Here is a 25,489-nt window from a genome sequence, read left to right as displayed (position 1 = left end):
CGGCGGGGCGGTAGCACCAAGAATTGGCGACTGGCATGGACCATGCAGGGCCGGGAAGGGCCATCTGCAATGCGCCGCCAACCAGGTTTTTGGGCCCATCCATCGGCCAGGCACTGGGAACGGCGGGCTGTCGCATGTAACATGCTCGGCTGCGCGCCTTTTTTGACAGCCATGCCTTCCCCCCCAGCCAACCGCCCCGATGCCGGGGAGGGCACTGCCGATCTGCCAATGCCGCACGAAGCCATACAAGGTCCGAGGGAGGTCGTCCATGCCACTGCCGCAGAACAGGAACATCGCCCGCCAGCCCGTGCCGTGCCGGATGGCCGGGGCAGCCCGCCGGTCGATGGCGACCTGCGCGTGCCGTCGCTGAACGGGCTGGCAGGTACCGTGGACCGCGCGCCGTTTTCCCTTTCGCTGCCTTCCGCAATGCCGCGGCCGGCGGGCGCACGTGCCGGCCAGGCCACAGCCCCGGCACCCGCCGCGCCGGGCGCTGCCCCGGCTTTCGTGCCCGTGCCGGCACCGGGGCCGATGGTGGCAAGCGCCGTCGGCGATACCGAGGCCCGGGACGCCCTGGCCGCGCTGGAGTCGGCGACCCCCGCCAGCCTGCATGCCGCGCAGGACTCGGCCCACGCCATCCTGTCCGCCTGGCTGTCGCTGGAGGTGCTCGCCCCCCTGGCCTACACCGACCCGGCAACGCTGGTCGGTGGCGACCGTGCGTCCATCGCCAAGGTCGATGGCGAACCCCTGCCGTGGCAGCGGGGCGAGCAGTCCTACAAGCCGCCGTTCCGGCTGTTCTACCTGGTCGTGCTCGGCGAGGTCAGCATGGAAATGTGCATGACCGATCTGCTGTCCTCCTTCGGCAAGGACGAGGAGACGCGCACCTACCAACGGCATCGGGCGCCGATCGCCATGGTCATCGTGGACCAGGATGGCCTGCTCGCCGGCCCCGAAACCGTGGCCATCTCCAGCTTTGCCTGGGGCGTTCCGGCGGTGCTGCGCGGCAAGGCCGGCGCGCTTGCGCGCTGGCCCGATGCCGAAAAGCTGCTGCGCGAGCAACTGCACCGGCGCCTGGCCCGGGTGGACGGCGAAGGCCGGCCCCTGCCGCTGGACCTGAAGGCGATCAACGACAGCCACGCCTGGCTGTGTGCCACCCTGGGCCTGCGCCCCGACCATGTGCTGCCACCCAGTTTCGTGGCGCGGCTGTACCGCCACCCCAAGCTGGAAGGGGCGCCCGATTCGCCGCCCATCAACTCCTTCTACCTCGATGACCTGGCCAAGGCGCGCGCCATGGTGGACAGCGGGGCTGCACCCGAGGCCCTGCTGCGCTACCTGTCCGTACTGAAGTCCGGGCCCGCACGTGACCTGCTCAAGGACACTGCAGGCATTGCCGATCTGATTGCTCCCGCGCGCTTTCCGCCCGCACGCTGGCCCAGCCGGGGCAGCCACCCGGTGGTGACGCTGCAGCAGGCGGCCGTGAATGCGGCGCGCGCCGAGTTCGCGGGCGACAGGCAGGGCATTCTGGCGGTGAACGGCCCGCCAGGCACCGGCAAGATCACCCTGCTGCGCGACCTGGTGGCGCACTGCGTGGAGAGCCGCGCGGCCCGGCTGGTGGAGTTCGACGATCCGAACAAGGCCTTCATCCCGACGGGGCAGCGCTTCCAGGTCGGCGAGGGCGAGTTCCTGCACCTGCATGGGCTGGACCCCCGGCTCAAGGGCTTCGAGGTGCTCGTCGCCTCGAGCAACAACAAGGCGGTGGAAAACGTCAGCCGCGAGCTGCCTGCGGGCCGCAGCGTCGAGCCCGGCCCGCGCTACTTTGCCGCCACCGCCCGGGCCCTGCTGTATGGCGAGGAAAAGAACTTCCCTGCCGACCCCGCCGACCAACCCTGGGGGCTGATGGCCGCCGCACTCGGCAACAGCCGCAATCGCCGGGATTTCCGCCAGCGCTTCTGGCTGCACGAGGATTTCGGCTTTTGCACCTACCTCAAGGCCGCGCGCGGGCTGGACGTCTCGCGCCCGGAGCCCACCGCCGAAGGCCAGCCGCCGCGGATGGTGGCGCCCCGCATCGTCGCCGCCGAGCGGCCGCTCAGTGGCGATGCCGCCCTGCAGCAGTGGAAACGGGCGCGCAAGTCCTTCATCGAACTCAAGCACTCGGTCGAGGCCATCCTGGCCCGGCTGGAAGAGACGCGCACCCTGGCACCCCGATTGGCGCGCCTGCGCGATGACATCAACCAGCTGCATGGCAAGCACAAGGCCATCGCCCGCTCGCTGAGCGCGGCCTCTGCGGCCTATGCCCAGGCCATCGAGGGATCGAGCAAGGCGCGCGCCGCCGTCGTGGCGGCCGAGCGCGAGCTGCAGGCCCTGCAGGCGGCCCGGCCTGGCGTGTCGGCGCGGGTGTTCGTCTCCGAAGCCTTCCGGCGCTGGATGTCGGAGGCTTCGGCGCGGGAAGGTGTGCACCGCGAGGCCGTGCGTGCCGAAGCGCAGGCACAGGCCACGCTGGAGACCGCCGCGCAGCGGCAAAAGGGTTTTGCCGAGGAGCTGGGCGCCACCAATGCCCAGCTGGAAACCGCCCAGCGCGAGGCCGAGAACCTCGGTGCCATGCTCAAGGAGGCCTACGCCCGCATCGGTGACCGCTTCGTCGACGAATCCTTCTTCGACCGCGGCCACGAGGCCTGGAACCTGGCCGTGCCCTGGCTCGACGACCAGGTCCACCAGCAGCGCGAGAAGCTGTTCGTTGCCGCGCTCGATGTGCACAAGGCCTTCGTCACCGTGGCGGCCCACAAGATGGAGCACAACCTGGGCGTGCTCATGGCGGCCCTGCAGTCGGGTACCTTCCCGGATGCGGCGCGGCGCCAGCTGCTGCCGGACCTGTGGTCCAGCCTGTTCCTGGTGGTGCCCGTGGTGTCCACCACCTTTGCCTCCATCCACCGCATGCTGGGCGACCTGCCGCCGGCATCGTTCGGCTGGCTGCTGGTGGACGAGGCCGGACAGGCCACGCCCCAGGCGGCGGTGGGCGCGCTGCTGCGTGCCCGGCGTGCCGTCATCGTGGGCGACACGCTGCAGATTCCGCCCGTGGTCACCATCCCCGACAACCTGGTGAACCATATCTCCCTGCAGCAACGCGTGGACCGGGGGCTGTGGTGTGCACCGCAGGCCTCGGTGCAGACCCTGGCCGACAGCGCCAGCCCCATCAAGGCCCACTTCAGCACGCCCGACGGCACGCGCGCCGTGGGCCTGCCGCTGCTGGTGCGCCGCCGCTTCCAAGAGCCCATGTTCGGCGTATCCAACGCGATTGCGTACGACAACCGCATGGTGCCGGCCATGGGGCCGGACAGCGTGGGCGACGTCGCCGACGTGCTGGGCCCCTCCGCCTGGTTCGACCCGGACACCAGCTCCACCGCCAGCGCTCCCAAGTGGAGCGCCGAAGAGGGCCAGGTGGTCATGCGCATGCTGCGCAAGCTGGCCCGCGCCGGCGTGCAGAACCCGGACATCTACGTGATCTGCCCGTTCCGCGTGGTGGCGCAGGAAATGCGCCTGCTGCTGCGCGCCGAACCCCAGCTGTTCGAGCTCTTCGGGGTCGATGCGCGCAAGTGGCTTGACGAGCGCGTGGGCACCATCCACACCTTCCAGGGCAAGGAAGCCGAGGCCGTGATCGCCGTGCTGGGCGCGCCCATGGCGGGCGAGAAGGGCGCCCGCCAGTGGGCCGGCGGCGTGCCCAACATCCTCAACGTCATGGCCTCGCGCGCCAAATCGCGGCTGTACGTGGTCGGTTCGCGCACCGCCTGGGGCAGCGTGGGACACTTTGCGGAGCTGGCCCGGCAGGTGCCCAAGCGACCGTTCGGGTGAATCGGGACGCGGGCGGCGGATTGATCGCCTGCCTGGCTCTCGCCTATTTCTCTTTTGCCGCTTCCTTGAGCGCCACCTGCACGGTGTGCAGCATGTCCTCCAGTGGCTGGGGCTCCTCGCCCTCGTACGACACCGCCGCGCCGAAGTCCTGGGCCAGTGCGCAGCTGACCATCATCACGCAGGCCAGGTCCTTCATGCGGCCGCCCCAGCACATGGTGATGCAGTAGTCACGGCCATCGGCGATGGCGGCGAAGTTCTCGTCGTCAGCCACCACATCCTGCGCTTCGCTGTAGTGGATCTCGAAGCCTGGGCCTTCCACGCCGTTGAGCGTGAAGGGCAGGAACCCCGAGTCGTCGAAGCGGGTGAAGTCCGGGTGCAGCTTGAGGTCGAAGCCGAGCCGGTCCAGCGAGGCCTGCAGCGTGGCGCGGTCGGGGACGGACTGGCGTTGGATGAAGGCGAACTGGCTGTTGGACATGGGGCTTCCTCAAGGGGTGGGGAGTGGCATGGAAAACGCCGTGGGGCTCAGCCGTTGACCAGCAGGTGCTTCCACGCGAAGCCTTGGGGGCTCCAGTGGTCCACGTAGCAGCCGGGAAAGTTGTGCGCCACCTGCAGCGAGACGCGCGGCTGCATCTGGTTGAGCTGCCGGTACTGCGCTTCGGTCAACTGGGCGTTGCGCAGCACCATGCCCCGAAGACCCTGCGCCAATGGGGAGCGGAACAGGGCTTCGTAGTCCTCGAAGGGCGTTGCGGGCCAGTCATCGCTGGGTTGGAGGAACGGGCCCAGCACATCGCTGAAGTCCAGGTGGACGAGCTGCCCGTACTGCGCGCCGCTCCGGGCCAGGTGGGCTATGAAGCCATTGGGGTTGTGGCCTGCGCCGATCTTCATCTGGCGCAGTGCCGGCAGCGGCACGCGAAAGAACGCAGGGTCCGGGGCTGAGGGCAGCTCCAGCGATTCGAGCCCCGGGGCCAGTGCGACGAGGCGCGCGACGTCGCCGGCATCGTCCAGGATTTCCCCTTCGCGGACGATGCACACCGCGTTGTGGGCGGCGTTGTCGGCCTGGGGGATGGCCAGGTGGCGCAGATGGGGGAACTGCACACCCTGCTCCAGCAGCGGCGTGAACACCCACTCGCGCGTTCCATTCGCGCCGGCATCGGGGCCCGAAAAGCCCAATGCGTGCAAGGCGCTGGCCACCACGGGATCGGCCAGCGTCTCCAGCAGTTCGGCGAAGATCGGCTGGTCCGAGTGCCGCGTGCTCGTGGCCGGGCCATGGTATTGAAGATGCCAGCGCTCACCGACCGGCGCAAACATCAACTGGTGGCTCTCGCCCAAGGTGGCGGGCGCTTCGGTTTCGTCGTTGTCGTACGCATCCTCGCGGCGCTGCTCGGCATCGAGATCGGCCATCCGCTGTTGCAATGCGAGCAGTCGGTGAAGAGCGGGAGGTGGGGCCATGGGGTCTGTGAAAACGCGGGTGCCACCAGTCTACTGCGCTGGCGCACCTCGCTGCATTGCCAACCCAAGCCCGGCGATCTCTTGCCGTGGGCGTGGACTCCGTCTACCCTGCGCCCATGTCCTCCACCCGCATCTCCCTGCACATCCAGGCCCCCGGGCTCGCCGAGCAGTGACCTATGCGGGCACGCGCGTGTAACAGGCCCTGCGCTGCAGCATCTCGTCGGTCTGGCGTGCGGCGATTTCCGGGTCGTAGGAGGTGTGCGGCGCTGGTGGCGGTGGCGGGGGGAAGATGGCCAGCACGACAGCGTAGAACGCGGGGCACATGAAATCTCCCTTGAGCGCCCAGCGGCCATAGGGTGTGCTGTCGACCGAATCCTGCGTCCAGTGTGCCCAGAAGACGGCAAGGGAGCCGGTGGAGGCCGTGCGCCGTACCACGAGGGGGGTGGCCGTCTCCGGCGCGAGGAGCCGCACCGTGCCGTTGCCCGTGCAGTCGCCGTTGGCATAGACCACTGCCCCATAGGATTGGGTGAACAGTGTGGCGTCCTGGCGCACCAGGCGCAAGAGGCCGCGTTCGCTCAGGCGGCTGCCGATCACCGTGCAGCCCTGGGACTGCCAGTCGCCCGCGAGCAGGGCCACGTCCTGCGGGGGCGGGTCGTCACTGCCGCCGCCGCAGCCGGCCAGTGCTGCGGCGAGGGCGAGCAGCGAGACTCGGGTGAGCGGGGCAGTCGGTGAAGTGGCTGGGGACAGTGTGGTCATGGCAAAAAGCCCGATTCTGTGGGCCTGTCCGGTCCGTGAGAACCCTACCGGAGTAGGGGGCTCAGCACTCGACGACGTTCACCGCCAGCCCGCCGCGCGAGGTCTCCTTGTACTTGACCTTCATGTCCGCGCCGGTCTGCATCATGGTCTTGATCACCTTGTCGAGCGAGACCACGTGCTGGCCGTCGCCGCGCAGGGCCATGCGGGCGGCGTTGATGGCCTTGATGGCGCCCATGGCGTTGCGCTCGATGCAGGGGATCTGCACCAGGCCGCCCACGGGGTCGCAGGTCATCCCGAGGTTGTGCTCCATGCCGATCTCGGCGGCGTTTTCCACCTGCTCGGGGCTGCCGCCCATCACGGCAGCTAGGGCACCGGCGGCCATGGAGCAGGCCACGCCGACCTCGCCCTGGCAGCCCACCTCGGCGCCCGACAGCGATGCGTTCTCCTTGTAGATGATGCCGATGGCGCCCGCAGTGAGGAGGAAGGTGGCGATGCCCTCCTCATCGGCGCCGGGCAGGAAGTTCACGTAGTACTGCAGCACGGCCGGGATCACGCCGGCCGCGCCGTTGGTGGGGGCGGTCACCACGCGGCCACCGGCGGCGTTTTCCTCGTTGACGGCCATGGCGTAAAGGTTCACCCAGTCCATCATCGACAGGGGGTCGTGCCGGGCGGCCTCGGACTGGGTGTTGAGGCTCCGGTGCAACTCGGCCGCGCGGCGGCGCACGTGCATGGGGCCGGGCAGGGTGCCGGTGGCCGCGCAGCCGCGCTGCACGGCGCCGGCCATGGTGTGCCAGATGGCCAGCAGCTGGCGGCGCAGTTCGGCGGCGCTGCGCCAGTGCAGTTCGTTGGCGGCCATGAGCGCACCCACGGTCATGCCGGTGGCCTGGCACTGGGCCAGCATGCCAGCGCCGGTGCTGAAGGGGTAGGGCAGGCCGTTGCCGTGCCCGGCTGTCCCGGGCCCGGATGCCGCTGCCGAGTTCAGCACCCGCTCGCCGGCCGCGTTGGTCACGAAGCCGCCGCCCACGGAGTAGTACTCGCGCTCGGCGAGCTTGATCCCCTGGGCATCCAGCGCATGGAAAGCCATGCCGTTGGGGTGCAGGGGCAGGCTGCGGCGGCGGAACAGCAGGTGCTCCTTTTCCACGAAGGGCACGCTGTGCTCGCCCAGCAGGGCCAGGCTGCGGCTGGCGCGGATCTGGGCGATGGCGGGGGCGATCTGGTCGGGGTCGATGCGGTCGGGCTCATGCCCGGCCAGGCCCAGCAGCACGGCGGTATCGGTGCCGTGGCCCACGCCCGTGGCCGAGAGCGAGCCGAACAGCTCCACCACCACCCCGTGCACCGCCGCCAGGCCCACCGTGGCTTGCAGGTGGCAGGCAAACTGCCGCGCCGCGATCATGGGCCCCACGGTGTGCGAACTGGAGGGGCCGATGCCGATCTTGAAAAGGTCGAAAACGCTGACGGACATGGGGACTGTGCTCGCGGTGGGGGGTAGGGCCGTGGGGTTCCGTGGATGACGGGGACAAAGACGCATTCACCATGCCGGCCGATGGCCGACAACGGCGATGGCGCGGGTAGCACCATCGCTGGCCGGTCATGGAACCACAGGCGTCCTTCGCACTGCCAGCACTCTTGGTGCGGGAGTGGGCCTGAGGCTAACTGCGCAGCCGGGCCCCGGTACGGGCGTTATCCCTGAGTGCCCGTGCCAGGCCGCCGGCCGGGTGCGCGAAGGGCTCAGGTTGCTATTGATTGAATAGCGTAGTGCCCTTTGCTGGTGGTCTTTGTGGCGCCGGGTCGGCGATGCGCTGGCCTGGCTTGCCGCCCATGAATGTTTCTTACATTCGCCGCCTTCAGCGCGCCTTGGCCACCGCGATGTTCCACAGTGCCGCGAGCTGCTCGTATTCCTGCGAGGCCTTGTCCTGGTCCAGCGGGAAGATCTTGATCGACTTGAGGTCGGGCAGCGCGGTGAGCTTGGAGACGGCGATGTCCGTGCGCGTGGGGCGGCGGAAGTTCTTGACCAGCAGGGCCTGCTGCACCTCCTTGCTCAGGAGGCCGTTGTACAGCGCCTTGGCGGCTTCCATGTTCTTGGCGCCCTTGACGATGAACATGCCCTCGGGCGCCAGGTAGCTGCCTTCGGCGGGGTAGACCAGCTTGATCTCCTTTTGCCCGCCGGCCACGTATTCCTGCGCTGCGTACTCGATGGTCAGGCCCACGGGGTACTCGCCCGAGGCCACGCCCTTGTAGGTGGTGCCCGAGGACGAGGTGACCACGGCGTTGGCCGCGATCTTCTCCAGCCCGTCCTTGCCGAACTGCTTGAGCAGGCCGTAGACCAGCATGTAGGCGGTGGCGCTCTTGCTCGGGTCGGTGATGGCGAACTTGCCCTTCCACTCGGGCTTCATCAGGTCGGACCAGGTCTTGGGTGCGGCCAGGCCCTTGAGCTGGCGTTCGTTGACCATGAGCACCATCACATGCAGGTTGGTGCCCACCCACAGGTTGTCGGGGCCGCGGAACTCGGCGGGAATGGCGGCCAGGTCGGGCGACTTGTAGGGCTCCAGCAGGTCCTTGTAGGCGCCCATGGTGCCGAAGCCGCCGCTCCACAGCACGTCGCCGCGCGGGTTCTTGGCCTCGGCCTGGATGCGCTTCATGAGCGAGCCCGTGCCGCCGGTGACCTGCTGCACGTTGAGCGATGCGGCCTTCTGCTTGACCACGGTGAGCGCGGTCTCGATGGTCTCGGTGTTGTTGGAGGAGTACAGCACCACGGTCTGGGCCTGGGCCAGGCCGGCGGCCAGGCCGATGGCGGCCAGCGTGCATTGCAACAGGGTCTTGATCTTCATGGAAGGCCTCTTGGGTGGTGGGTAGGGATTACTTGCTCGAGAACAGGTTGATGCGAAAGACCTTGATGGCCACCACGATGGGCAGCAGGATCACGCTGACCAGGGCGGCGCCATAGGCCGATGCCAGGCCCAGGCGGCCACCGTCGACCTGGCGGAAGATGGTGATGGGCATGGTCTCCAGGCCCCCGGTGTAGACCACCACCGAGGCCGACAGCTCGGAGATGGTAGTCACCCACATCAGGATGGCTGCCGAGATGAGCGATGCCTTCATGGCCGGCAGGATGACCTTGAAGAAGGTCATGAGCGGCGACACGCCCAGGCTGATCGAGGCCTCTTCGATCGAGTCCGGGATGTTGAACAGCGTGGACGATGCATTGCGCACCGCGAACGGCAGCCGGCGCACCGTGTAGGCCAGCACCATGATGCCCGAGCTGCCCGCCAGGATGAGCCAGCCGGTGTTGAAGGTCTGCACCAGCGCGATGCCCAGCACCGTGCCCGAGATGGTCAGCGGCAGCACCACGATGTAGTCGAGCGCCTGGGTGAAGGTGTTGCGCTTCTTGATGGTCAGGTAGCTCACCAGCAGCGCGAAGGCCACCCCCGCCAGCGTGGCGATGGACGAGAACTTGATGGAGTTGATGATGGGCTCGGGCGCGCCCTGCAGCGCGCGCTGCAGGCTGCCCAGCGACCAGCTGCCCCAGCGCATGACCGGGCCGCTGGTCTCGGTGAAGGCACCCACGAACACGATGACCAGCGGCAGCATGGACGCCAGGATGACCAGGCCCACGGTGACGGTGAACAGCAGCGCCGCGCCCGAGCGCACGCGCACCGGCGCGGGTGCGCGGCCCTGGGTCATGGCGTACATCTTGCGCTCGACCACGCGCTTCTGGAAGAACAGCACGATGGCCACGATGGCGATGGACACCACCGACATGGCGCTCTGCAGCGCCGGGCTGCCGCCCATCTCGCTGACAAAGGTGTTGTACGTCATCACCGACAGCAGCGGCACGCGGCTGCCCAGCAGCATGGACAGCGCGAAGTTGCCCACCACCAGCGTGAAAACCACCAGCGCATTGACCAGCACGGCCGGCAGCATCACCGGCACCAGCACGCGCATCTTGGTCACGAAGGGCGAGGTGCCCAGGCTCAGGCCGGCTTCCTCGAGCTGACCGTCGAAGCCGCGCAGTGCGGCCAGCACACCGAGGTAGATGTAGGTGTAGTACACCAGCGTCATCGAGAAGACCATGCCCGTCCAGCCGTAGAACGAGGGCAACTCCACCCCCATGTCGGCGAAGAAGTTGGTGAGCAGGCCGTTGTTGCCCAGGACCAGCAGCCACGACTGGCCGACGATGATCTCGGGGATCACGATGGTCAGGATGGGCAGCACGGCCACCAGGTTCTTGAGCGGAAACTCGTAGCGCGCCACCATGTAGGCGAACGGCACGCCCACCAGCACGGTGCAGGCGGTGACGGAGAAGCCCAGCACCAGCGTGTTCCTGAAGGCCAGCAGGTACTGGCTGTCCTTTGCCAGCGCGGCAAAGGCGGCCAGCGAGTAGCCGCCACCGTCGTCCACCACGCTGTTGCCGAACAGCACCGCCAGCGGGTACAGCACGAAGAAGGCGAGCAGGACCAGGCTGACCAGCGTCAGCACGCCCCAGGGCCACCAGTTGATTTTCATGGCTTGCTTTCGGGGTGTGCGGTCATGCGCTCACGACGCGGCTGTCGGCGGGCACCAGCACCTGCACGGCGTCGCCGGCCTGGAAGTCGGCCACGGTGTTGCCCGCATGCAGCTCGACGCGGATCTCGGGGCCGTCCTGCAGCTGGATGCGGTAGGCCGTCTTGAAGCCCAGGTACTGGCGGCGCAGTACCTGGCCGTGCAGGGCATTGGGCACGTGCGGGGCCGGGGCCATGAGCGACAGGTCTTCGGGCCGGGCGATGAGCACGCTCTCGCCGCCCAGCTGCGGGCTGCCCTGCACGCCGTCGAGCTCCTGTCCGGCCAGCTGGTAGCGCACATGGGCGGGCGTGCCTTCGTCCATGCGCCGGGCCGCCACGGGGATCACGTTGGCCGAGCCGATGAAGTCGGCCACGTAGGCATTCACGGGGGTGCCGTAGAGCTCCTCGGGCGTGCCCAGCTGAGCGATGGAGCCGCGGTCCATGATGGCGATGCGGTCGGACATGGCCAGGGCTTCCTCCTGGTCGTGGGTGACGAAGACGGTGGTGATGCCGGCCTCGCGCACCAGGTCCAGGATCACGTCGCGCATCTGCAGGCGCATCTTGGCGTCCAGGTTGGACAGGGGCTCGTCCATCAGCAGCACGCGCGGGCGTATCACCAGGGCGCGGGCCAGGGCCACGCGCTGGCGCTGACCGCCGCTCATCTGCGCTGGGTAGCGGTCGGCCAGGGCCGACAGACCCACCTTTTCCAGCGCTTCGCCCACGCGGCGCGCGATCTCGGGTTTGGCCACCTTGCGGGCGCGCAGGCCGTAGGCCAAGTTGTCGAAGGCCGACTTGTCGGGGAACAGCGCGTAGTCCTGGAACACCATGCCGATGTCGCGGTGGTGGGTGGACACGCGGGTCACGTCGTCCTTGTCGAACAGCAGGCGCCCGCCATCGGGCTCGTAGAAGCCCGCGATGCAGCGCAGCAGCGTGGTCTTGCCGCAGCCGCTGGGGCCCAGCAGGGTGTAGAAGGCGCCGTCAGGGATGTGCAGCGAGAGATTTTGCAGCACGGTCTGGCCGCTGAACTGCTTGACGATGCCGTCAATGGTGATGGATGCCATGGCGTGTTGGGGGTGGGTGCGGTGACCGGTGGTGGGCCATGATAGGGAGCGGGGCGGCACCGCGACCAGCGCTTTTTTATGGGGTATGCGGTTAGTTTTTCTAATGGACGCGTCCCCTAAGATGTAAGCGCCTGTTTTGCTGATTCCCTCTTGAAAGACACCCTGTTCTTCATGCCATCCGTTGTCGTTCGCCAGATACTTGCGTGCATGTGCCCTGCGTTGCGCGGGCAGGATTGAGAGGGCGACGGCATGGCGACGCGTGTGCTTCCACCGCTCAAGGCCTTGCGTGCCTTCGAGGCGGCGGCGCGCCATGCCAATTTCACGGCGGCGGCGGAGGAGCTGAGCATCACCCACAGCGCGGTGAGCCAGCAGATACGCCTGCTGGAGGACTACCTGGGCCAGCCGCTGTTCACGCGCGAGGCCCGCGGCGTGGTGCTGCTGCCCCATGCGCGCGAATACTTCGCCGAGGTGCAGGCCAGCCTGGACCGGATTGCGGCGGCCACCGGGGCCGTCAAGTCGCCGGGTGGGCGGCGCACGCTGCGTGTATGCACCTCGCCATCGCTGGCCATGAAGTGGCTGATACCGCGGCTCGGCGGCTTCCAGGCGCTGGTGCCGGGGGTGGATGTGCAGCTGTCCACCATGGGCCGCCAGTTCATCGAGCGTGCCGACGCCAGCAACGACGTGGTGGTGCAGCGCATGCCCATGCAGCGGCCCGAGCACACCTGCACGCGCGTGCTCGACGACTACCTGCTGCCCGTGGCCTCACCGCGCTTCATCCAGAACAACCGCGTACACACCGTGGCCGACTGCCTGGGGCACCCGCTGCTGCAGGTCAGCGGCGGCATGGACGCCTGGCCGCAGTGGTTCGGCCTGGCCGGGCTGCAGGTGCCCCCGCAACTGCCGGGCCCCGTGTTCGACCACCAGTTCCTGTGCATGCAGGCCGCCATGAACGACCTGGGCATTGCCCTCGTGCCCTGGTGCCTGCTGCAGGAGGATGTGCACGCGGACCGGCTGCGCCCGCTGTTCGCCCGACCGCGCCTGCAGGGCCCGGGCGTGTATGCGCAGTACCGCACGGACAACCCGCTGGCCGGGCTGGCGCGCCAGTTCATCGACTGGCTGGGCCAGCAGGGACATGCAGGTGTCTGATCGCTTCGTCGTCGTCTTTACCGAACCCCTGAAGGCATGACCCATGCTTGACTTTGCCCCCGGCCTGCAAGTGCGCGGCACCGTGCTGCCGCAGCGCCTGTCCGACTACCGCCTGATCGCGTTCGACATGGACTCCACGCTGATCGCCATCGAAACCGTGGACGAGCTGGCCGACCTGGCCGGTTGCCGCGCGGCGGTGGAAGCCATCACCGAGGCGGCGATGCGCGGCGAGATCGGCGACTACAAGGAGAGCCTGCGCCAGCGCGTGGGGCTGCTCGCCGGCCTGCCCGAGCAGGCGCTCGACGAGGTGTATGAGCGCAGGCTGCGCCTGAACCCCGGCGTGCAGGCGCTCATCGGCGCCTGCAAGGCGGCGGGCCTGCGCTGCATCCTGGTCACCGGCGGTTTTACCTGCTTCACCGACCGCCTGCAGGCGCGCCTGGGCCTGGACGATGTGCGTGCCAATGTGCTGGAGGTGGCCGATGGCCGGGTCACGGGCCGACTGCTGCCCCAGCCCTGGGGCGACATCGTCGATGGCGAGGAGAAGAAGCGCAAGCTGCTCGCGGTGTGCGCGCAGATGGGCATTGCGCCTGCGCAGGCCATCGCCATGGGCGATGGCGCCAACGACCTGCCGATGATGGGCGCGGCTGGGCTGGCCGTGGCCTACCGGGCCAAGCCCGTGGTGCGCGCGCAGGCCCACGTGGCGATCAACGAAGGTGGGCTGGACCGCCTGCTCGAAGTGCTGCGCTGACTGCCGGCCTGCTGCTGCTACAGGGCGGTGCCTGTGCCTGCCCGGTGCGCCACCACCAGCGCAATTTCCACCAGGGGCGTGGCAGCGACCTGGCCCGCTGTGCCCGGCAGGGGCCGCACCAGCGAGTGGGCATGCACGGCCGGTGGTGCCACCTGCTGGCGGGCCAGGCCGCCGGCCATCCAGCCGCACAGCATGCGCCGCGCATCCGCCGTGTGCGTGGGCTCGCGCACGAACAGCTCGCACGAGAGGATGCGGTGCTTGTGGCTGCCGGCCTCGCGCAGCAGGCGGTCGGCGGCGGCCAGCAGCTGGGCCATGCCGTGCTCCAGACTCTGGTTGCCCAGGGGGGCGGCGGTGGTGTTCAGGCACGCGACGCGCAGGCACAGCGAGCTGGCCGCGTGGCGCACACCCACGCGCAACCGGGCCACCACGCGCGGTGCTGCAGCCGCGGCAGGGCCGGCGGTGGGCGGGGCGGTGCTGCAATCGGTGGCCATGGGGGTGTGACTCCCGTCGTGCGGCGTTGTTCCGTCAATCCAGGTGGCCCAGCCGGCGGGCGCTCGCGGCCACGCCCACGAGCAGGGCCACCAGCACCAGCATGGCCGCCACCAGGCTGGTGCCGTGGGCGACGAAGCCGATCAGCGCCGGCCCCATGAGCACGCCGGCATAGCCCATGGTGGCGATGGCGGGGACCGCCAGGCTTTCGGGCATGGCATGCTGCCGACCGGCCAGGGAGAACAGCACGGGCACGATGTTCGAGCAGCCCAGGCCGACCAGCGCAAAGCCGGGCAGGGCCAGCAGCCAGCCGGGGGCCAGCGTGGCCAGCGCCAGGCCGGCGGCGGCCAGCAGGGCGCCCGCCAGCACCGCGCGCTGCGGGCCGATATGGCGCACCCAGCGGTCACCCGTGAGGCGGCCCACGGTCATGGCCACGGCAAAGGCGGCGTAGCCCAGGCCCGCGCGCTCTGCGGGCAGGCCCTGCACCTGGGTGAGGAACACGGCACTCCAGTCCAGCATGGCGCCTTCGGCCAGAAAGAGGATGAAGCACAGCGTGCCGATGAACAGCACCACGCCCGTGGGGCGGGCGAAGGCCGGGCCGCTCTGCGCACTGCCCTGGGCCAGGAAGTGCGGCCCCGCCAGCACCAGCAGTGCCAGCACCACGGCCGCCACGGCGCTGGTGGCCTGCCACAGCGATGCATCGAGCAGGCTCAGCAGTGCGATCATGCCGCCGGCCCCTGCCACGCCGCCCAGGCTGAACAGCCCGTGAAAGCCCGACATCATGGGTCGGCCACTGGCCCGCTCGACGACGATGGCCTGGATGTTGCCGGCGCAGCCCAGCCCCCCAATGCCCGCACCGAAAAGGAACAGCGCAACGCCCAGCCACGCCACCGAAGGTGCCAGGGCCAACAGCGGCAAGGCCAGGCCTGCCAGCAGGGCCGAAGCCACCAGCACACGCCGGCAGCCCCAGCGCGCGCTGAACGCACCGGCCAGCGGCATGGAGACGATGGAGCCGGCGCCCATGCACAGCAGCAGCAAGCCCAGCGTGGCCTCGTGGATGGACAGCCGTGCCTTGGTGAACGGCACCAGCGGCGCCCAGGCCGCCATGGCAAAGCCGCTGATGAAAAAGGCCACGCGCGTGGCGTGCGCCGCCGCCCGGCTGGAGGCCGTGGCGGGCGCCACCGGGCGTGCCGGGGCGGCGGCAGGGACGGGGGCTGCGGTGCTGGAGGTGGTCATGGTGCTCTGGGAGAGGGCCAGTGTGGCGCTGCCCGATGTCGCCGTCATGGCGGTGTGGCCATGCCCTCGGCCGGCGGGAGGGCTTTGCACCGGACACGCCCGGGAGGGGCGCGGTGCGGGCATTTCGCCGGCCCGGCACATGATGAGCAAATCTAACCAGTTGTGTCCTTGCATGGGGCCGATGCTACGCAGTGGCGATGCGCACGACTATCGATAATAATTTGCACACCCATGAAATCAGCTCATGCCAAAAATGGCCCGCCCGTGTCGGGTGCACCTCGCCGTCTGCCGCCGTTGAACATGCTGCGCGCCTTCGAGGCGGCGGGCCGGCTGCTCAGCGTGACGCAGGCCGCGCACGAGCTCAGCGTGACGCAAAGCGCCGTCAGCCACCAGATCAAGGCGCTGGAGGAATGGCTGGGCGTGGCCCTGGTGCAGCGCGAGGGGCGGGGCCTGGCGCTCACGCCCCCGGGTGCGGCCTATCTGCCGGGGCTGACCAGCGCGCTGGACCTGATGGCCCAGGCCACCGCCGGCATCGAGCGGCCCACACGGCGCAACACGCTGGCGGTGAACGCCACGTCGACCTTCGCCACGCAGTGGCTGATCCCGCGCCTGGCGGCGTTCTGCGCGCAGATGCCGGGGCTGGACGTGCAGCTCGTCACCACGGTCGGCCACCTCGACTTCGAGCCGGCGGACTACGACGTCTCCATCCGCTGCTTTGCCGATGGCGAGCTGGCGGTGCTGCAGCAGCGCACACCCTGGCGCGGCATCAGCGCGGGCACATTTCTGCCCGATGTGCTCACCCCTGTGTGCAGCCCCGCGCTGCTGGCAGGGGGCAAGGCCGTGCACCGGCCGCAGGATCTGGCGCGCCACACGCTGCTGCACAGCCGGTCCACCCCCCTGGTGTGGCAGCAGTGGCTGCAGGAGGCGGGCCTGCAGGGCATCCAGCCTGCCGGCGACCTGGTGTTCGACCATGCCCACCTGAGCGTGCAGGCCGCCATCCAGGGCCTGGGCGTGGCCCTGGGCAACCCGCGCTTCCTGGGCGAGGCGCTGGCCAGCGGGCTGCTGGCCATGCCCTTCCCGGAGCTGCTCTCGGGCGACAAGAAGTACTACTGGATGCTGTCCCCGCGTGCCACGCAGGACGCGGCATCGGTCGCGTTCTGCGGGTGGCTGGCGGTGGCCTGAGCCGCGGGGCTCAGCGGCCAGGCCGCTGGCGCGCCAGGTGGCTTTGCAGAAAGTACGCCGCGGCCGTGAGCAGCATCCACGCGATCAGCACGTCCCAGAACGCCATCACCAGCCATAGTGGCGCCAGCAGCGGGCCCGCGAGCGGGATGACGTAGAGCGCCAGCCGGTGCGTCCAGAAGCCCGGGGCCGACATGCAGGGCGATGAGAAGGGGTCGAACGTGCCGGGTGAGCAACCCAGTGCGCCCAGCACCTCCCGGGCCACCTGGTTGCCCAGGATCGGCGTGCCAAAGGCGATGCAGAACCCGACGAGCCCGAGCAGCAGCGCCCAGAAGCCGGCACGTGCCGCCCAGCGGGCCATGTCGGCGCTGGTGACGCCGGGGCGGGCGGGCGGCCTGCTGCCAGGTGCCGCCGCTGCGGCGCTGGCGGCGTTGCGTTCAGCCCTGCGCAGGGCCACCAGGGCCAGAACCCACACCGCGATCAGCGCCCAGAAGTTGCGCAGCAGCACGAAGGGGTAGTCGGCCACGCCCTCGGCCGTGAGGAAGGGGACAAGGCGCATACCCAGCACATTGCCCACCCAAGAGCAGCTGCGCAGTGCGGGGTCGGCGTGCGGCTGGCATTGCAGCAGCTCCAGTGTGCGTTCGGCCACCACGCCGCCCACGATGGCAAAGCCCAGGCAAAAGAGGATCAGCCCCCATTGGAGGATCTTGAAGAGATGCCTGTAAGACATGGAGCGTGCCCTCCCCCGGTAGTGTGCAGGTGCCGCGTTCGCGGTCGTTCGGTAGGTCCGCGAGTGTGCCCGAGCGCGGGTGGAGAGGGCTACATCACCAGTGCCCGCCCCAGCATCACGCACCAGTCCCAGGGGTTGAGCCGGGGGCGCGTGTGCAGGCTGGCCCCTTTCAGGGCCTGCACCTTGTCCAGGATGCGCAGGCCGCCTTGCACCACCAGGCGCAGCTCCCAGCCGGCACGGCCGGGCAGGCGGTGCACCAGCGGCGCGCCGCGCAGCATGCTGGCGCGGGCCCAGGCGGCCACGCCCATGATGAGGCGGGCGTTCTCTGGCGTGCTGCGCAATTCCAGCAGCTCCGCCTGGCAGGCGCCGTGGGCAGCGCAGTCCTCGCGCGGCAGGTAGTGGCGCCCGCGCGGGATGTCCACGCTCAGGTCCTGCCAGAAGTTGGCCAATTGCAGCGCAGTGCAGATGTCGTCGCTCTGCGAGAGGGCCTGGTCGCCGTCCACGCCATACAGGTGCAGCAGCAGCCGGCCCACGGGGTTGGCCGAGCGGCGGCAGTAGTCGAGCAGTTCGGTGCGGTCGGCGTAGCCGTCGGCATCGCGGGTCTTTTCCACGTCCTGGGCGAAGGCGCTCAGGAGGTCGGCCAGCAGCGGCACGGGCAGGTGGTGGCTCACCAGCACGGCCTGCAGCGGCATGAATACATCGGCCCAGCGGGGCGAGGGCGCACGGCCTTCGGCAATGGCGGTGAGGTCGGCGTCGAACGCGGCCAGGTCGGCCAGGCGCTGGGCGGGCAGGGCATCGCCCTCGTCGGCGATGTCGTCGGCCGTGCGCGCAAAGGCGTAGATGGCGGCGATCACAGGGCGCAGGTGGGGCGGGCACAGCAGCGAGGCGACCGGGAAGTTTTCGTAGTGCGTGACCGGCGGGGCCACCGCGGGCGCACCCTGCAGGGCAGGGGAGACCGGTGTCGCGGCACTGGCGGGCGGGGTGGGCAGGTTAGGGTTCACGGGCGTGATTGTCGCTTGACAAGGCGGGGGCGTTTCTCATAGATTACTAACCAGTCAGTCAGTAACTTTGTGGTGCCAGTGTTAACCCTGATGCAGTTCGCAGGCTGCGGGGCGTTGCGCTGGCTGTTTCCCGTGTCGGCCTTTTCACTCACCGGATTTTCCATGCGCACACCCTCCGCCTCGCGGCCCATTCACCGGCCATCCAGGTTTTTGTTGCTGGCGGCCTCGGCCCTGGTGCTGGCCGCCTGCTCGCAGCCGGCCCCGCCCGAGGAGCCGGTGCGCTCCGTCAAGCTGATGACGGTGGGCGTGGGCGCCCTGCAGTCGCAGGTGGAATATGCGGGCGAGGTGCGCGCCCGGGTCGAGTCGCGCCTGGGCTTTCGGGTGGCGGGCAAGATCGTGCAGCGCCAGGCCGAGCTCGGCCAGCGCGTGAAGGCCGGCGACGTGCTCGCCCAGCTCGACCCGCGTGACTACCAGCTGGCGGCCGACTCGGCGCGTGCGCAACTGGCCTCGGCCACCACGCAGCGCGACCTGGCGGCAGCCGACTACAAGCGCTACCAGACGCTCAAGGACCAGAACTTCATCAGCGGCGCCGAGCTGGAGCGCCGCGACGCGACCCTCAAGGCCGCGCAGGCCACGCTGGACCAGGCGCGCGCGCAGCTCTCCTCGCAGGGCAACCAGGCCACCTACACGCGCCTGGTGGCCGATGTGTCGGGCGTGGTCACGGGCATCGAGGCCGAGCCCGGCCAGGTCGTCTCGGCCGGTACGCCGGTGGTGCGCATTGCGCAGGACGGCCCTCGCGACGTGGTGTTTGCCGTGCCCGAGGACAAGGTGGGCCAGATCGCCGTGGGCTCCGACGTGGCCGTGCGCGGCTGGTCGGGCGGGGCCGTGCTGGCGGGCAAGGTGCGCGAGGTGGCGGCCAGTGCCGATGCGGCCACGCGCACCTTCCAGGTCAAAGTGGCCATCGAGGGCAGCGACGTGCCGGCGCTGGGCGCCACCGTGTACGCCCAGCCCAAGGCCCTGGGCCATGCCGGCGTGGCCGCCATCAAGCTGCCCACCAGCGCGCTGCGCCAGGAGGGCCAGGCCACGGCCGTGTGGGTGTACGACGCGGCCACCAGCACCGTGAAATCGCAGGTGGTGCAGATCGCCACGGCCGACGGCAACGATGCCGTGGTGGCCGGCGGCCTGACCCCCGGCATGCAGATCGTGGCCACCGGCGTGCACGTGCTCTCGCCAGGGCAGAAGGTCATGATCTACCAGCCCAAGTCGAACGGCGCCCCTGCGGCCAAGGCGCAGACGGCGGCTGGCAATGTGGCGCTGCCCGCAGCAGCCGCGGCCCCCGCGCCGGCGGCGACGCCCGTGGCTGCTGCCCCTGCTTCCAAGTAAGGGCCCGCCATGAGCCAGATCCAACCGAAAGAGGGGTTCAACCTCTCCAAGTGGGCGCTCGACCATCCGGCGCTCACGCGCTACCTGATGGTGGTGCTGATGCTGCTGGGCTTTGCGGCCTATTTCCAGCTGGGGCAGGACGAAGACCCGCCCTTCACCTTCCGCGCCATGGTGGTGCGCACCTACTGGCCCGGCGCCACGGCGCAGCAGGTGGCCGAACAGGTCACCGACAAGCTCGAGCGCACGCTGCAGGAGGTGCCCTACGCCGACAAGATCCGCAGCTACTCCAAGCCCGGCGAGTCGCAGATCATCTTCCAGATCAAGGACTCGTCCAAGGCCAGCGAGGTGGCCAACGTCTGGTACACCGTGCGCAAGAAGATCGGCGACATGCGCTACACCCTGCCCACGGGCATCCAGGGGCCGTTCTTCAACGACGACTTCGGTGACGTGTATGGCGTGATCTACGCGCTCGAATCCGAAGGCTTCAGCTACGCCGAGCTCAAGAACTTTGCCGACGACGCGCGCCAGCAGCTGCTGCGCGTGCCCGACGTGGCCAAGGTCGAGCTGTTCGGCGTGCAGGACGAGAAGCTGTTCATCGAGATCTCGCAAAAGCGCCTGTCGCAGCTGGGTCTGGACATGAACCAGGTGCTGGCCCAGCTGGGCCAGCAGAACGCCGTGGAAGGCGCCGGCGCCGTGCAGACGCCGCTGGACCAGGTGCAGGTGCGCGTGGCCGGCCAGTTCAGCGCGGTGGAAGACCTCGCGGCCATGCCGATCCGCGGCCCCTCGGGCGCGCAGCTGCGCCTGGGTGATATTGCCGAGATCAAGCGCGGCTACGTGGACCCGGTCGCCGTGAAGGTGCGCCACCAGGGCAAGGAAGTGATCGCCCTGGGGGTTTCCATGACCAAGGGCGGCGACATCATCGCCCTGGGCAAGGCGCTGCACACCGCCACCGACCGCATCGGCGCCGCACTGCCTGCCGGCGTGAAGCTGGTGAACGTGCAGGACCAGCCCAAGGCGGTGGCCACCTCGGTCAACGAATTCGTGAAGGTGCTGATCGAGGCCGTGGTCATCGTGCTGGCGGTGAGCTTCGTCGCCCTGGGCTTTCACCGGCGGCCCGGCAACAACCCGCTGTGGAAGCGCTGGTACATCGACCCGCGCCCGGGCCTGGTGGTGGGCATCACCATCCCCATGGTGCTGGCCGTGACCTTCCTGGGCATGTGGTACTGGAACATCGGGCTGCACAAGATCTCGCTCGGTTCGCTGATCATCGCCCTGGGCCTGCTGGTGGACGATGCCATCATCGCCGTGGAGATGATGGTGCTCAAGCTCGAGGAGGGCTATGACAAGGTGCGCGCCGCCACCTTCGCCTACGAGCTCACGGCCATGCCCATGCTCACGGGCACGCTGATCACGGCGGTGGGCTTTTTGCCCATCGGCATCGCCAAGTCGACCACCGGCGAGTACACCTTCGCGATCTTCGCGGTGACGGTGCTCGCGCTGGTGCTCAGCTGGATCGTCTCGGTCTACTTCGTGCCCTACCTGGGCACCCTGCTGCTCAAGGTGCCGGCCCACGTGGCCCATGCCCAGGAGCACCACGGCGTGGAGGCCGGCGGGCACGAGGTGTTCGACAGCCCGTTCTACAACGCCTTCCGCCGCCTGGTGACCTGGTGCGTGCGCCACCGCTGGATCACCATCGCCCTCACCGTGGGCACGTTCGGCCTGGGCATCTTCGGCATGGGCAAGGTGCAGCAGCAGTTCTTCCCCGATTCGAGCCGGCCCGAGATCATCGTGGACGTGTGGTTCCCCGAGGGCACCTCTTTCGCGGGCAACGAAGAGGTCACCAAGCGCGTGGAAGCGCGCCTGCTGGCCGAGCCGGGCGTGAACACGGTGAGCACCTGGGTGGGTTCGGGCGTGCCGCGCTTTTACCTGCCGCTGGACCAGGTGTTCCCGCAGAGCAACGTGTCGCAGTTCATCGTGGTGCCGCAGGACCTAAAGCTGCGCGAGAGCCTGCGCATCAAGCTGCCCGCGCTGCTGGCGCAGGAGTTCCCCGAAGTGCGCGGCCGCGTGAAGCTGCTGCCCAACGGGCCGCCCGTGCCTTACCCGGTGCAGTTCCGCGTGGTCGGGCTGGACCCGCTGGTGCTGCGCGCCCGGGCCGACGAGGTCAAGGCCGCCCTGCGCGAGAACCCCCAGATGCGCGGCGTGAACGACAACTGGAACGAGTCCGTGAAGGTGCTGCGCCTGGAAGTGGACCAGGCCAAGGCGCGCGCGCTGGGCGTGACCAGCCAGTCCATCGCCCAGGCCAGCAAGACCATTCTCTCGGGCACGCAGGTGGGCCAGTTCCGCGAGGGCGACAAGCTCATCGACATCATGCTGCGCCAGCCGCTGGACGAGCGCAACGCCATCACCGACATCGCCAACGCCTACCTGCCCACGGCATCGGGCAAGTCGATCCCGCTCACGCAGATCGCCAAGCCGGTGTTCACCTGGGAGCCCGGCGTGATGTGGCGCGAGAACCGCGACTACGCCATCACCGTGCAGGGCGATGTGACCGAAGGCGTGCAGGGCGCCACCGTCACCGCGCAGCTGCTGCCCAGCCTGCGCGCCATCGAGGCCAAGTGGCGCGAGGCCGGGCAGGGCGGCTACCGCATCGAGGTGGCCGGTGCCGTGGAGGAAAGCTCCAAGGGCTCGGCCTCGATCGCGGCCGGCATCCCGATCATGCTGTTCGTCACCTTCACGCTGCTCATGCTGCAACTGCACAGCTTCAGCCGCGCGATGCTGGTGTTCCTGACCGGGCCGCTCGGCCTGGCCGGCGTGGCGGGCGCGCTGATCCTGCTCAACCGCCCCTTCGGTTTCGTGGCGCTGCTCGGCGTGATCGCGCTGATGGGCATGATCCAGCGCAACTCGGTGATCCTGATCGACCAGATCGAGCAGGACCGCGCCAAGGGCATCCCCGCCTGGGACGCCATCGTCGAGTCGGCCGTGCGCCGGCTGCGCCCCATCGTGCTCACGGCCGCCGCGGCGGTGCTGGCCATGATCCCGCTGTCGCGCAGTGTGTTCTGGGGCCCGATGGCCGTGGCCATCATGGGCGGGCTGATCGTGGCCACGGTGCTGACCTTGCTGGCGCTGCCGGCGATGTACGCCGCCTGGTTCCGCGTGAAGCGGCCCGAGGTCGAGCGGCTGGCCGCGGCCTGAGCCCCCGGGGCAATGCCCCTGCCGTGGGCGGGGGCAGGGTGAACCCTTGCATGCCACAGGCGTGCGGAAATCGGGGGAGCCCCGCTTCTCAGGTTAAAATCTAAGGTTGACCGATTTCACACAGGCGGCGGGCATAGCTTGCCGCCTGTTTGTTTGTTGTTGAACCGCGCGGGTGGCGAAATTGGTAGACGCACCAGGTTTAGGTCCTGACGCCAGCAATGGTGTGGGGGTTCGAGTCCCCCCCCGCGCACCATCCATGTGAGACCTTGCGGAACACTGCGCAGCAGCGAGCACGATCACATTCTTAGAGTCTTAGAGGAATAGCCATGTCCGTTACTGTTGAAACCCTTGAGAAGCTCGAGCGCAAGATCACGCTGAGCGTGCCCCTGACCGCGATCCAGACCGAAGTCGACACGCGTCTGAAGCGCCTGGCGCGCACCGTGAAGATGGACGGCTTCCGTCCCGGCAAGGTGCCCATGAACGTGGTCGCCCAGCGCTACGGCTATTCCGTGCAGTACGAAGTGCTCAACGACAAGGTCGGTGAAGCCTTTGCCGTGGCCGCCAACGAAGCCAAGCTGCGCGTGGCCGGCCAGCCCCGCATCACCGAAAAAGACGGCGCCCCCGAAGGCCAGGTGACCTTCGACGCCATCTTCGAAGTGTTCCCCGAAGTCAAGATCGCCGACCTGTCGGACGCCGAAGTCGAGAAGCTGTCGGCCGATGTTACCGATTCGGCCATCGACAAGACCATCGACATCCTGCGCAAGCAGCGCCGCACCTTCGCCCAGCGCGCCCAGGGTGCCGCTGCCGAAGACGGTGACCGCGTGTCCGTGGACTTCGAAGGCAAGATCGACGGCGAGCCGTTCGACGGGGGCAAGGCCGAGGACTTCCAGTTCCTGGTCGGCGAAGGCCAGATGCTCAAGGAATTCGAAGAAGCCGTGCGCGGCATGAAGACCGGCGAAAGCAAGACCTTCCCGCTGGCTTTCCCTGCCGACTACCACGGCAAGGACGTGGCCGGCAAGACGGCTGACTTCCTGGTCACGGTCAAGAAGATCGAAGCCGCCAACCTGCCCGAAGTGAACGACGCCCTGGCCAAGTCGCTGGGCATCGCCGACGGCTCGGTGGAAGGCCTGCGCGCCGACATCAAGAAGAACCTGGAGCGCGAAGTCAAGTTCCGCCTGCTGGCCCGCAACAAGCAAGCTGTGATGGACGCCCTGGTGGCCAAGGCCGAGCTGGACCTGCCCAACGCCAGCGTGCAGGCCGAAATCGCCCGCCTGCTGGAAGGCGCTCGTGCCGACCTGAAGCAGCGCGGCCTGAAGGACGCCGACAAGGCCGAGATCCCTGAGGACGTGTTCCGTCCCCAGGCCGAGCGCCGCGTGCGCCTGGGCCTGGTGGTGGCCGAGCTGGTGCGTGCCAACGAACTGCAGGCCAAGCCCGAGCAGCTCAAGGCCCACATCGACGAGCTGGCCGCCAGCTACGAGAAGCCCGAAGACGTGGTGCGCTGGTACTTCGGCGACCGCCAACGCCTGGCCGAAGTGGAAGCCGTGGTCATCGAGAACAATGTGACCGACTTCGTCCTGGGCAAGGCCAAGGTGGTCGACAAGGCCGTGTCCTTCGACGAACTGATGGGCCAGCAAGGCTAAAAAAGCTGGGGCACCCCCTGAGTCGCTTCGCGCCTTCCCCCTCTCTCATATTGCTTCGCAATCTGGGAGGGGGACGCCCCCGGTGCGGCGGGGCGGCCCTTGCACGGGGGTGCTGGCCTGGGTTGCGCCAGTTTCATGCCACGCAGGTGGTGTGCAGCGTTGGGGATAACTAAGATGCGCATACGGGTCGTCCCTTGCGGACGGCTCGGCATCGGTCTGATACAGGGGCTTGTGCTTTGGTGCACAAGCCCCAATTCATTTCTGGGTACAGTACGTGCCTGACTGGAGAAATAATGAGTTCACTGGATACACAAGCCCTGGGCATGGTCCCCATGGTCATCGAGCAGTCCGGACGCGGTGAGCGCTCCTACGACATCTACTCGCGCCTGCTCAAGGAGCGCATCATCTTCCTGGTGGGCGAGGTCAACGACCAGACCGCCAACCTGGTGGTGGCGCAGCTGCTCTTTCTGGAGAGCGAGAACCCCGACAAGGACATTTCGTTCTACATCAACTCGCCTGGCGGCAGTGTGACGGCCGGCATGGCCATCTACGACACCATGCAGTTCATCAAGCCCGATGTGTCGACCATGTGCGTGGGCTTCGCGGCCTCCATGGGCGCCTTCCTGCTGGCGGCCGGCGCCAAGGGCAAGCGTTTCTCGCTGCCCAACTCGAAGATCATGATCCACCAGGTGCTGGGCGGCGCGCGCGGCCAGGCGACCGATATCGAGATCCACGCCCGCGACATCCTGCGCACCAAGGACCAGATGAACCGCATCCTGGCCGAGCGCACGGGCCAGCCCCTGGAAAAGGTCAAGAACGACACCGAACGCGACTACTTCCTCACGGCCGACGAGGCCAAGGAATACGGCCTGGTGGACCAGGTGATCGCCCAGCGCCCCTGATCGGGGCCGTGCGATCGCGCGGCGGCGCTCGTTTCCCTGGCTTGCCTTGGCGTTGCGCTGGGGTTAAGTTATGAAAACTGCCCGCGGCCCGGGATGGATGCAGTGCATTCACCCCCGGTCGCAAGGGCGGTTTCCCCGGGAAAGAGCGCCGCTTTTTATTTGGTTATCATCCCGACAACTTTCCGTAACAAGGCAT

General features: G+C 68.6%; 19 protein-coding genes and 1 tRNA gene. 9 read left to right on the top strand and 11 right to left on the bottom strand.

Features of this window, described 5'->3' with window-relative positions; translation table 11 throughout:
* Positions 1–171 precede the first annotated feature (171 nt).
* Complete coding sequence (locus tag AC07PF_RS15750; RefSeq protein ID WP_494612513.1) at positions 172–3,843, top strand: DEAD/DEAH box helicase; 3,672 nt, start codon at positions 172–174, stop codon at positions 3,841–3,843.
* Between the two features lie 43 nt (positions 3,844–3,886).
* Here AC07PF_RS15750 and AC07PF_RS15745 read toward each other — a convergent pair whose 3' ends face one another.
* From AC07PF_RS15745 to AC07PF_RS15715, 7 genes are all read right to left on the bottom strand, one after another.
* Positions 3,887–4,318: a hypothetical protein gene (locus AC07PF_RS15745; protein WP_494612512.1), complete on the bottom strand. Its 432-nt coding sequence runs from the start codon at positions 4,316–4,318 to the stop codon at positions 3,887–3,889.
* 47 nt (positions 4,319–4,365) lie between these two features.
* Positions 4,366–5,244 (bottom strand): hypothetical protein, encoded by an 879-nt coding sequence (locus AC07PF_RS15740; protein ID WP_494612511.1) that lies wholly within the window; start codon positions 5,242–5,244, stop codon positions 4,366–4,368.
* A gap of 222 nt (positions 5,245–5,466) precedes the next feature.
* On the bottom strand, positions 5,467–6,048 hold the full coding sequence (locus AC07PF_RS15735) for a hypothetical protein (RefSeq protein ID WP_494612510.1): 582 nt from the start codon (positions 6,046–6,048) through the stop codon (positions 5,467–5,469).
* Between the two features lie 61 nt (positions 6,049–6,109).
* Positions 6,110–7,510 carry an L-serine ammonia-lyase gene (locus tag AC07PF_RS15730; protein WP_494612509.1) on the bottom strand — a complete coding sequence of 467 codons (1,401 nt, stop codon included), beginning with the start codon at positions 7,508–7,510 and terminating at the stop codon, positions 6,110–6,112.
* Between the two features lie 382 nt (positions 7,511–7,892).
* Positions 7,893–8,876 (bottom strand): ABC transporter substrate-binding protein, encoded by a 984-nt coding sequence (locus AC07PF_RS15725; RefSeq protein WP_494612508.1) that lies wholly within the window; start codon positions 8,874–8,876, stop codon positions 7,893–7,895.
* Between the two features lie 28 nt (positions 8,877–8,904).
* A complete protein-coding gene (locus AC07PF_RS15720; protein WP_494612507.1) occupies positions 8,905–10,551 on the bottom strand; it encodes an ABC transporter permease in 1,647 nt (548 codons plus the stop codon).
* Positions 10,552–10,573: 22 nt separating this feature from the next.
* Positions 10,574–11,647 carry an ABC transporter ATP-binding protein gene (locus AC07PF_RS15715; RefSeq protein WP_494612506.1) on the bottom strand — a complete coding sequence of 358 codons (1,074 nt, stop codon included), beginning with the start codon at positions 11,645–11,647 and terminating at the stop codon, positions 10,574–10,576.
* A gap of 249 nt (positions 11,648–11,896) precedes the next feature.
* On the opposite strand from AC07PF_RS15715, the gene AC07PF_RS15710 reads away from it, so the two are divergent.
* Positions 11,897–12,793, top strand: a complete 897-nt coding sequence (locus AC07PF_RS15710; protein ID WP_007859540.1) for a LysR substrate-binding domain-containing protein — start codon at positions 11,897–11,899, stop codon at positions 12,791–12,793.
* A gap of 43 nt (positions 12,794–12,836) precedes the next feature.
* On the top strand, positions 12,837–13,541 hold the full coding sequence (gene serB / locus AC07PF_RS15705) for a phosphoserine phosphatase SerB (protein WP_494612505.1): 705 nt from the start codon (positions 12,837–12,839) through the stop codon (positions 13,539–13,541).
* 17 nt (positions 13,542–13,558) lie between these two features.
* Here serB and AC07PF_RS15700 read toward each other — a convergent pair whose 3' ends face one another.
* Both AC07PF_RS15700 and AC07PF_RS15695 read right to left on the bottom strand, forming a co-directional pair.
* Complete coding sequence (locus AC07PF_RS15700; protein WP_494612504.1) at positions 13,559–14,032, bottom strand: hypothetical protein; 474 nt, start codon at positions 14,030–14,032, stop codon at positions 13,559–13,561.
* 34 nt (positions 14,033–14,066) lie between these two features.
* Positions 14,067–15,314 (bottom strand): MFS transporter, encoded by a 1,248-nt coding sequence (locus AC07PF_RS15695; protein WP_007859537.1) that lies wholly within the window; start codon positions 15,312–15,314, stop codon positions 14,067–14,069.
* A 252-nt stretch (positions 15,315–15,566) separates the two neighbouring features.
* Between AC07PF_RS15695 and AC07PF_RS15690 the strand changes: the two genes are divergently transcribed.
* On the top strand, positions 15,567–16,448 hold the full coding sequence (locus AC07PF_RS15690) for a LysR substrate-binding domain-containing protein (RefSeq protein WP_494612526.1): 882 nt from the start codon (positions 15,567–15,569) through the stop codon (positions 16,446–16,448).
* 10 nt (positions 16,449–16,458) lie between these two features.
* Here AC07PF_RS15690 and AC07PF_RS15685 read toward each other — a convergent pair whose 3' ends face one another.
* Together AC07PF_RS15685 and hpnC are read right to left on the bottom strand one after the other, a co-directional pair.
* Positions 16,459–17,175 (bottom strand): hypothetical protein, encoded by a 717-nt coding sequence (locus AC07PF_RS15685; protein WP_494612503.1) that lies wholly within the window; start codon positions 17,173–17,175, stop codon positions 16,459–16,461.
* Between the two features lie 89 nt (positions 17,176–17,264).
* Positions 17,265–18,176 (bottom strand): squalene synthase HpnC, encoded by a 912-nt coding sequence (gene hpnC, locus AC07PF_RS15680; protein ID WP_494609135.1) that lies wholly within the window; start codon positions 18,174–18,176, stop codon positions 17,265–17,267.
* A 162-nt stretch (positions 18,177–18,338) separates the two neighbouring features.
* Between hpnC and AC07PF_RS15675 the strand changes: the two genes are divergently transcribed.
* The 5 genes from AC07PF_RS15675 to clpP all read left to right on the top strand — a co-directional run bounded on the left by AC07PF_RS15675 (position 18,339) and on the right by clpP (position 25,293).
* Positions 18,339–19,559 carry an efflux RND transporter periplasmic adaptor subunit gene (locus tag AC07PF_RS15675; protein ID WP_494612502.1) on the top strand — a complete coding sequence of 407 codons (1,221 nt, stop codon included), beginning with the start codon at positions 18,339–18,341 and terminating at the stop codon, positions 19,557–19,559.
* A 9-nt stretch (positions 19,560–19,568) separates the two neighbouring features.
* Positions 19,569–22,751, top strand: a complete 3,183-nt coding sequence (locus tag AC07PF_RS15670; RefSeq protein ID WP_494612501.1) for an efflux RND transporter permease subunit — start codon at positions 19,569–19,571, stop codon at positions 22,749–22,751.
* Between the two features lie 166 nt (positions 22,752–22,917).
* A tRNA-Leu gene (locus tag AC07PF_RS15665) sits at positions 22,918–23,004 on the top strand.
* Between the two features lie 73 nt (positions 23,005–23,077).
* Entirely contained in the window at positions 23,078–24,391 is a 1,314-nt protein-coding gene (gene tig, locus AC07PF_RS15660; RefSeq protein ID WP_007861418.1) for a trigger factor, read from the top strand.
* 293 nt (positions 24,392–24,684) lie between these two features.
* Positions 24,685–25,293: an ATP-dependent Clp endopeptidase proteolytic subunit ClpP gene (clpP, locus tag AC07PF_RS15655; protein WP_007855689.1), complete on the top strand. Its 609-nt coding sequence runs from the start codon at positions 24,685–24,687 to the stop codon at positions 25,291–25,293.
* The last annotated feature ends 196 nt before the right edge of the window (positions 25,294–25,489 follow it).

This window comes from Acidovorax sp. GW821-FHT10A04 (genome assembly GCF_059415825.1).
This window is presented reverse-complemented; position numbering and strand designations above follow the sequence as displayed.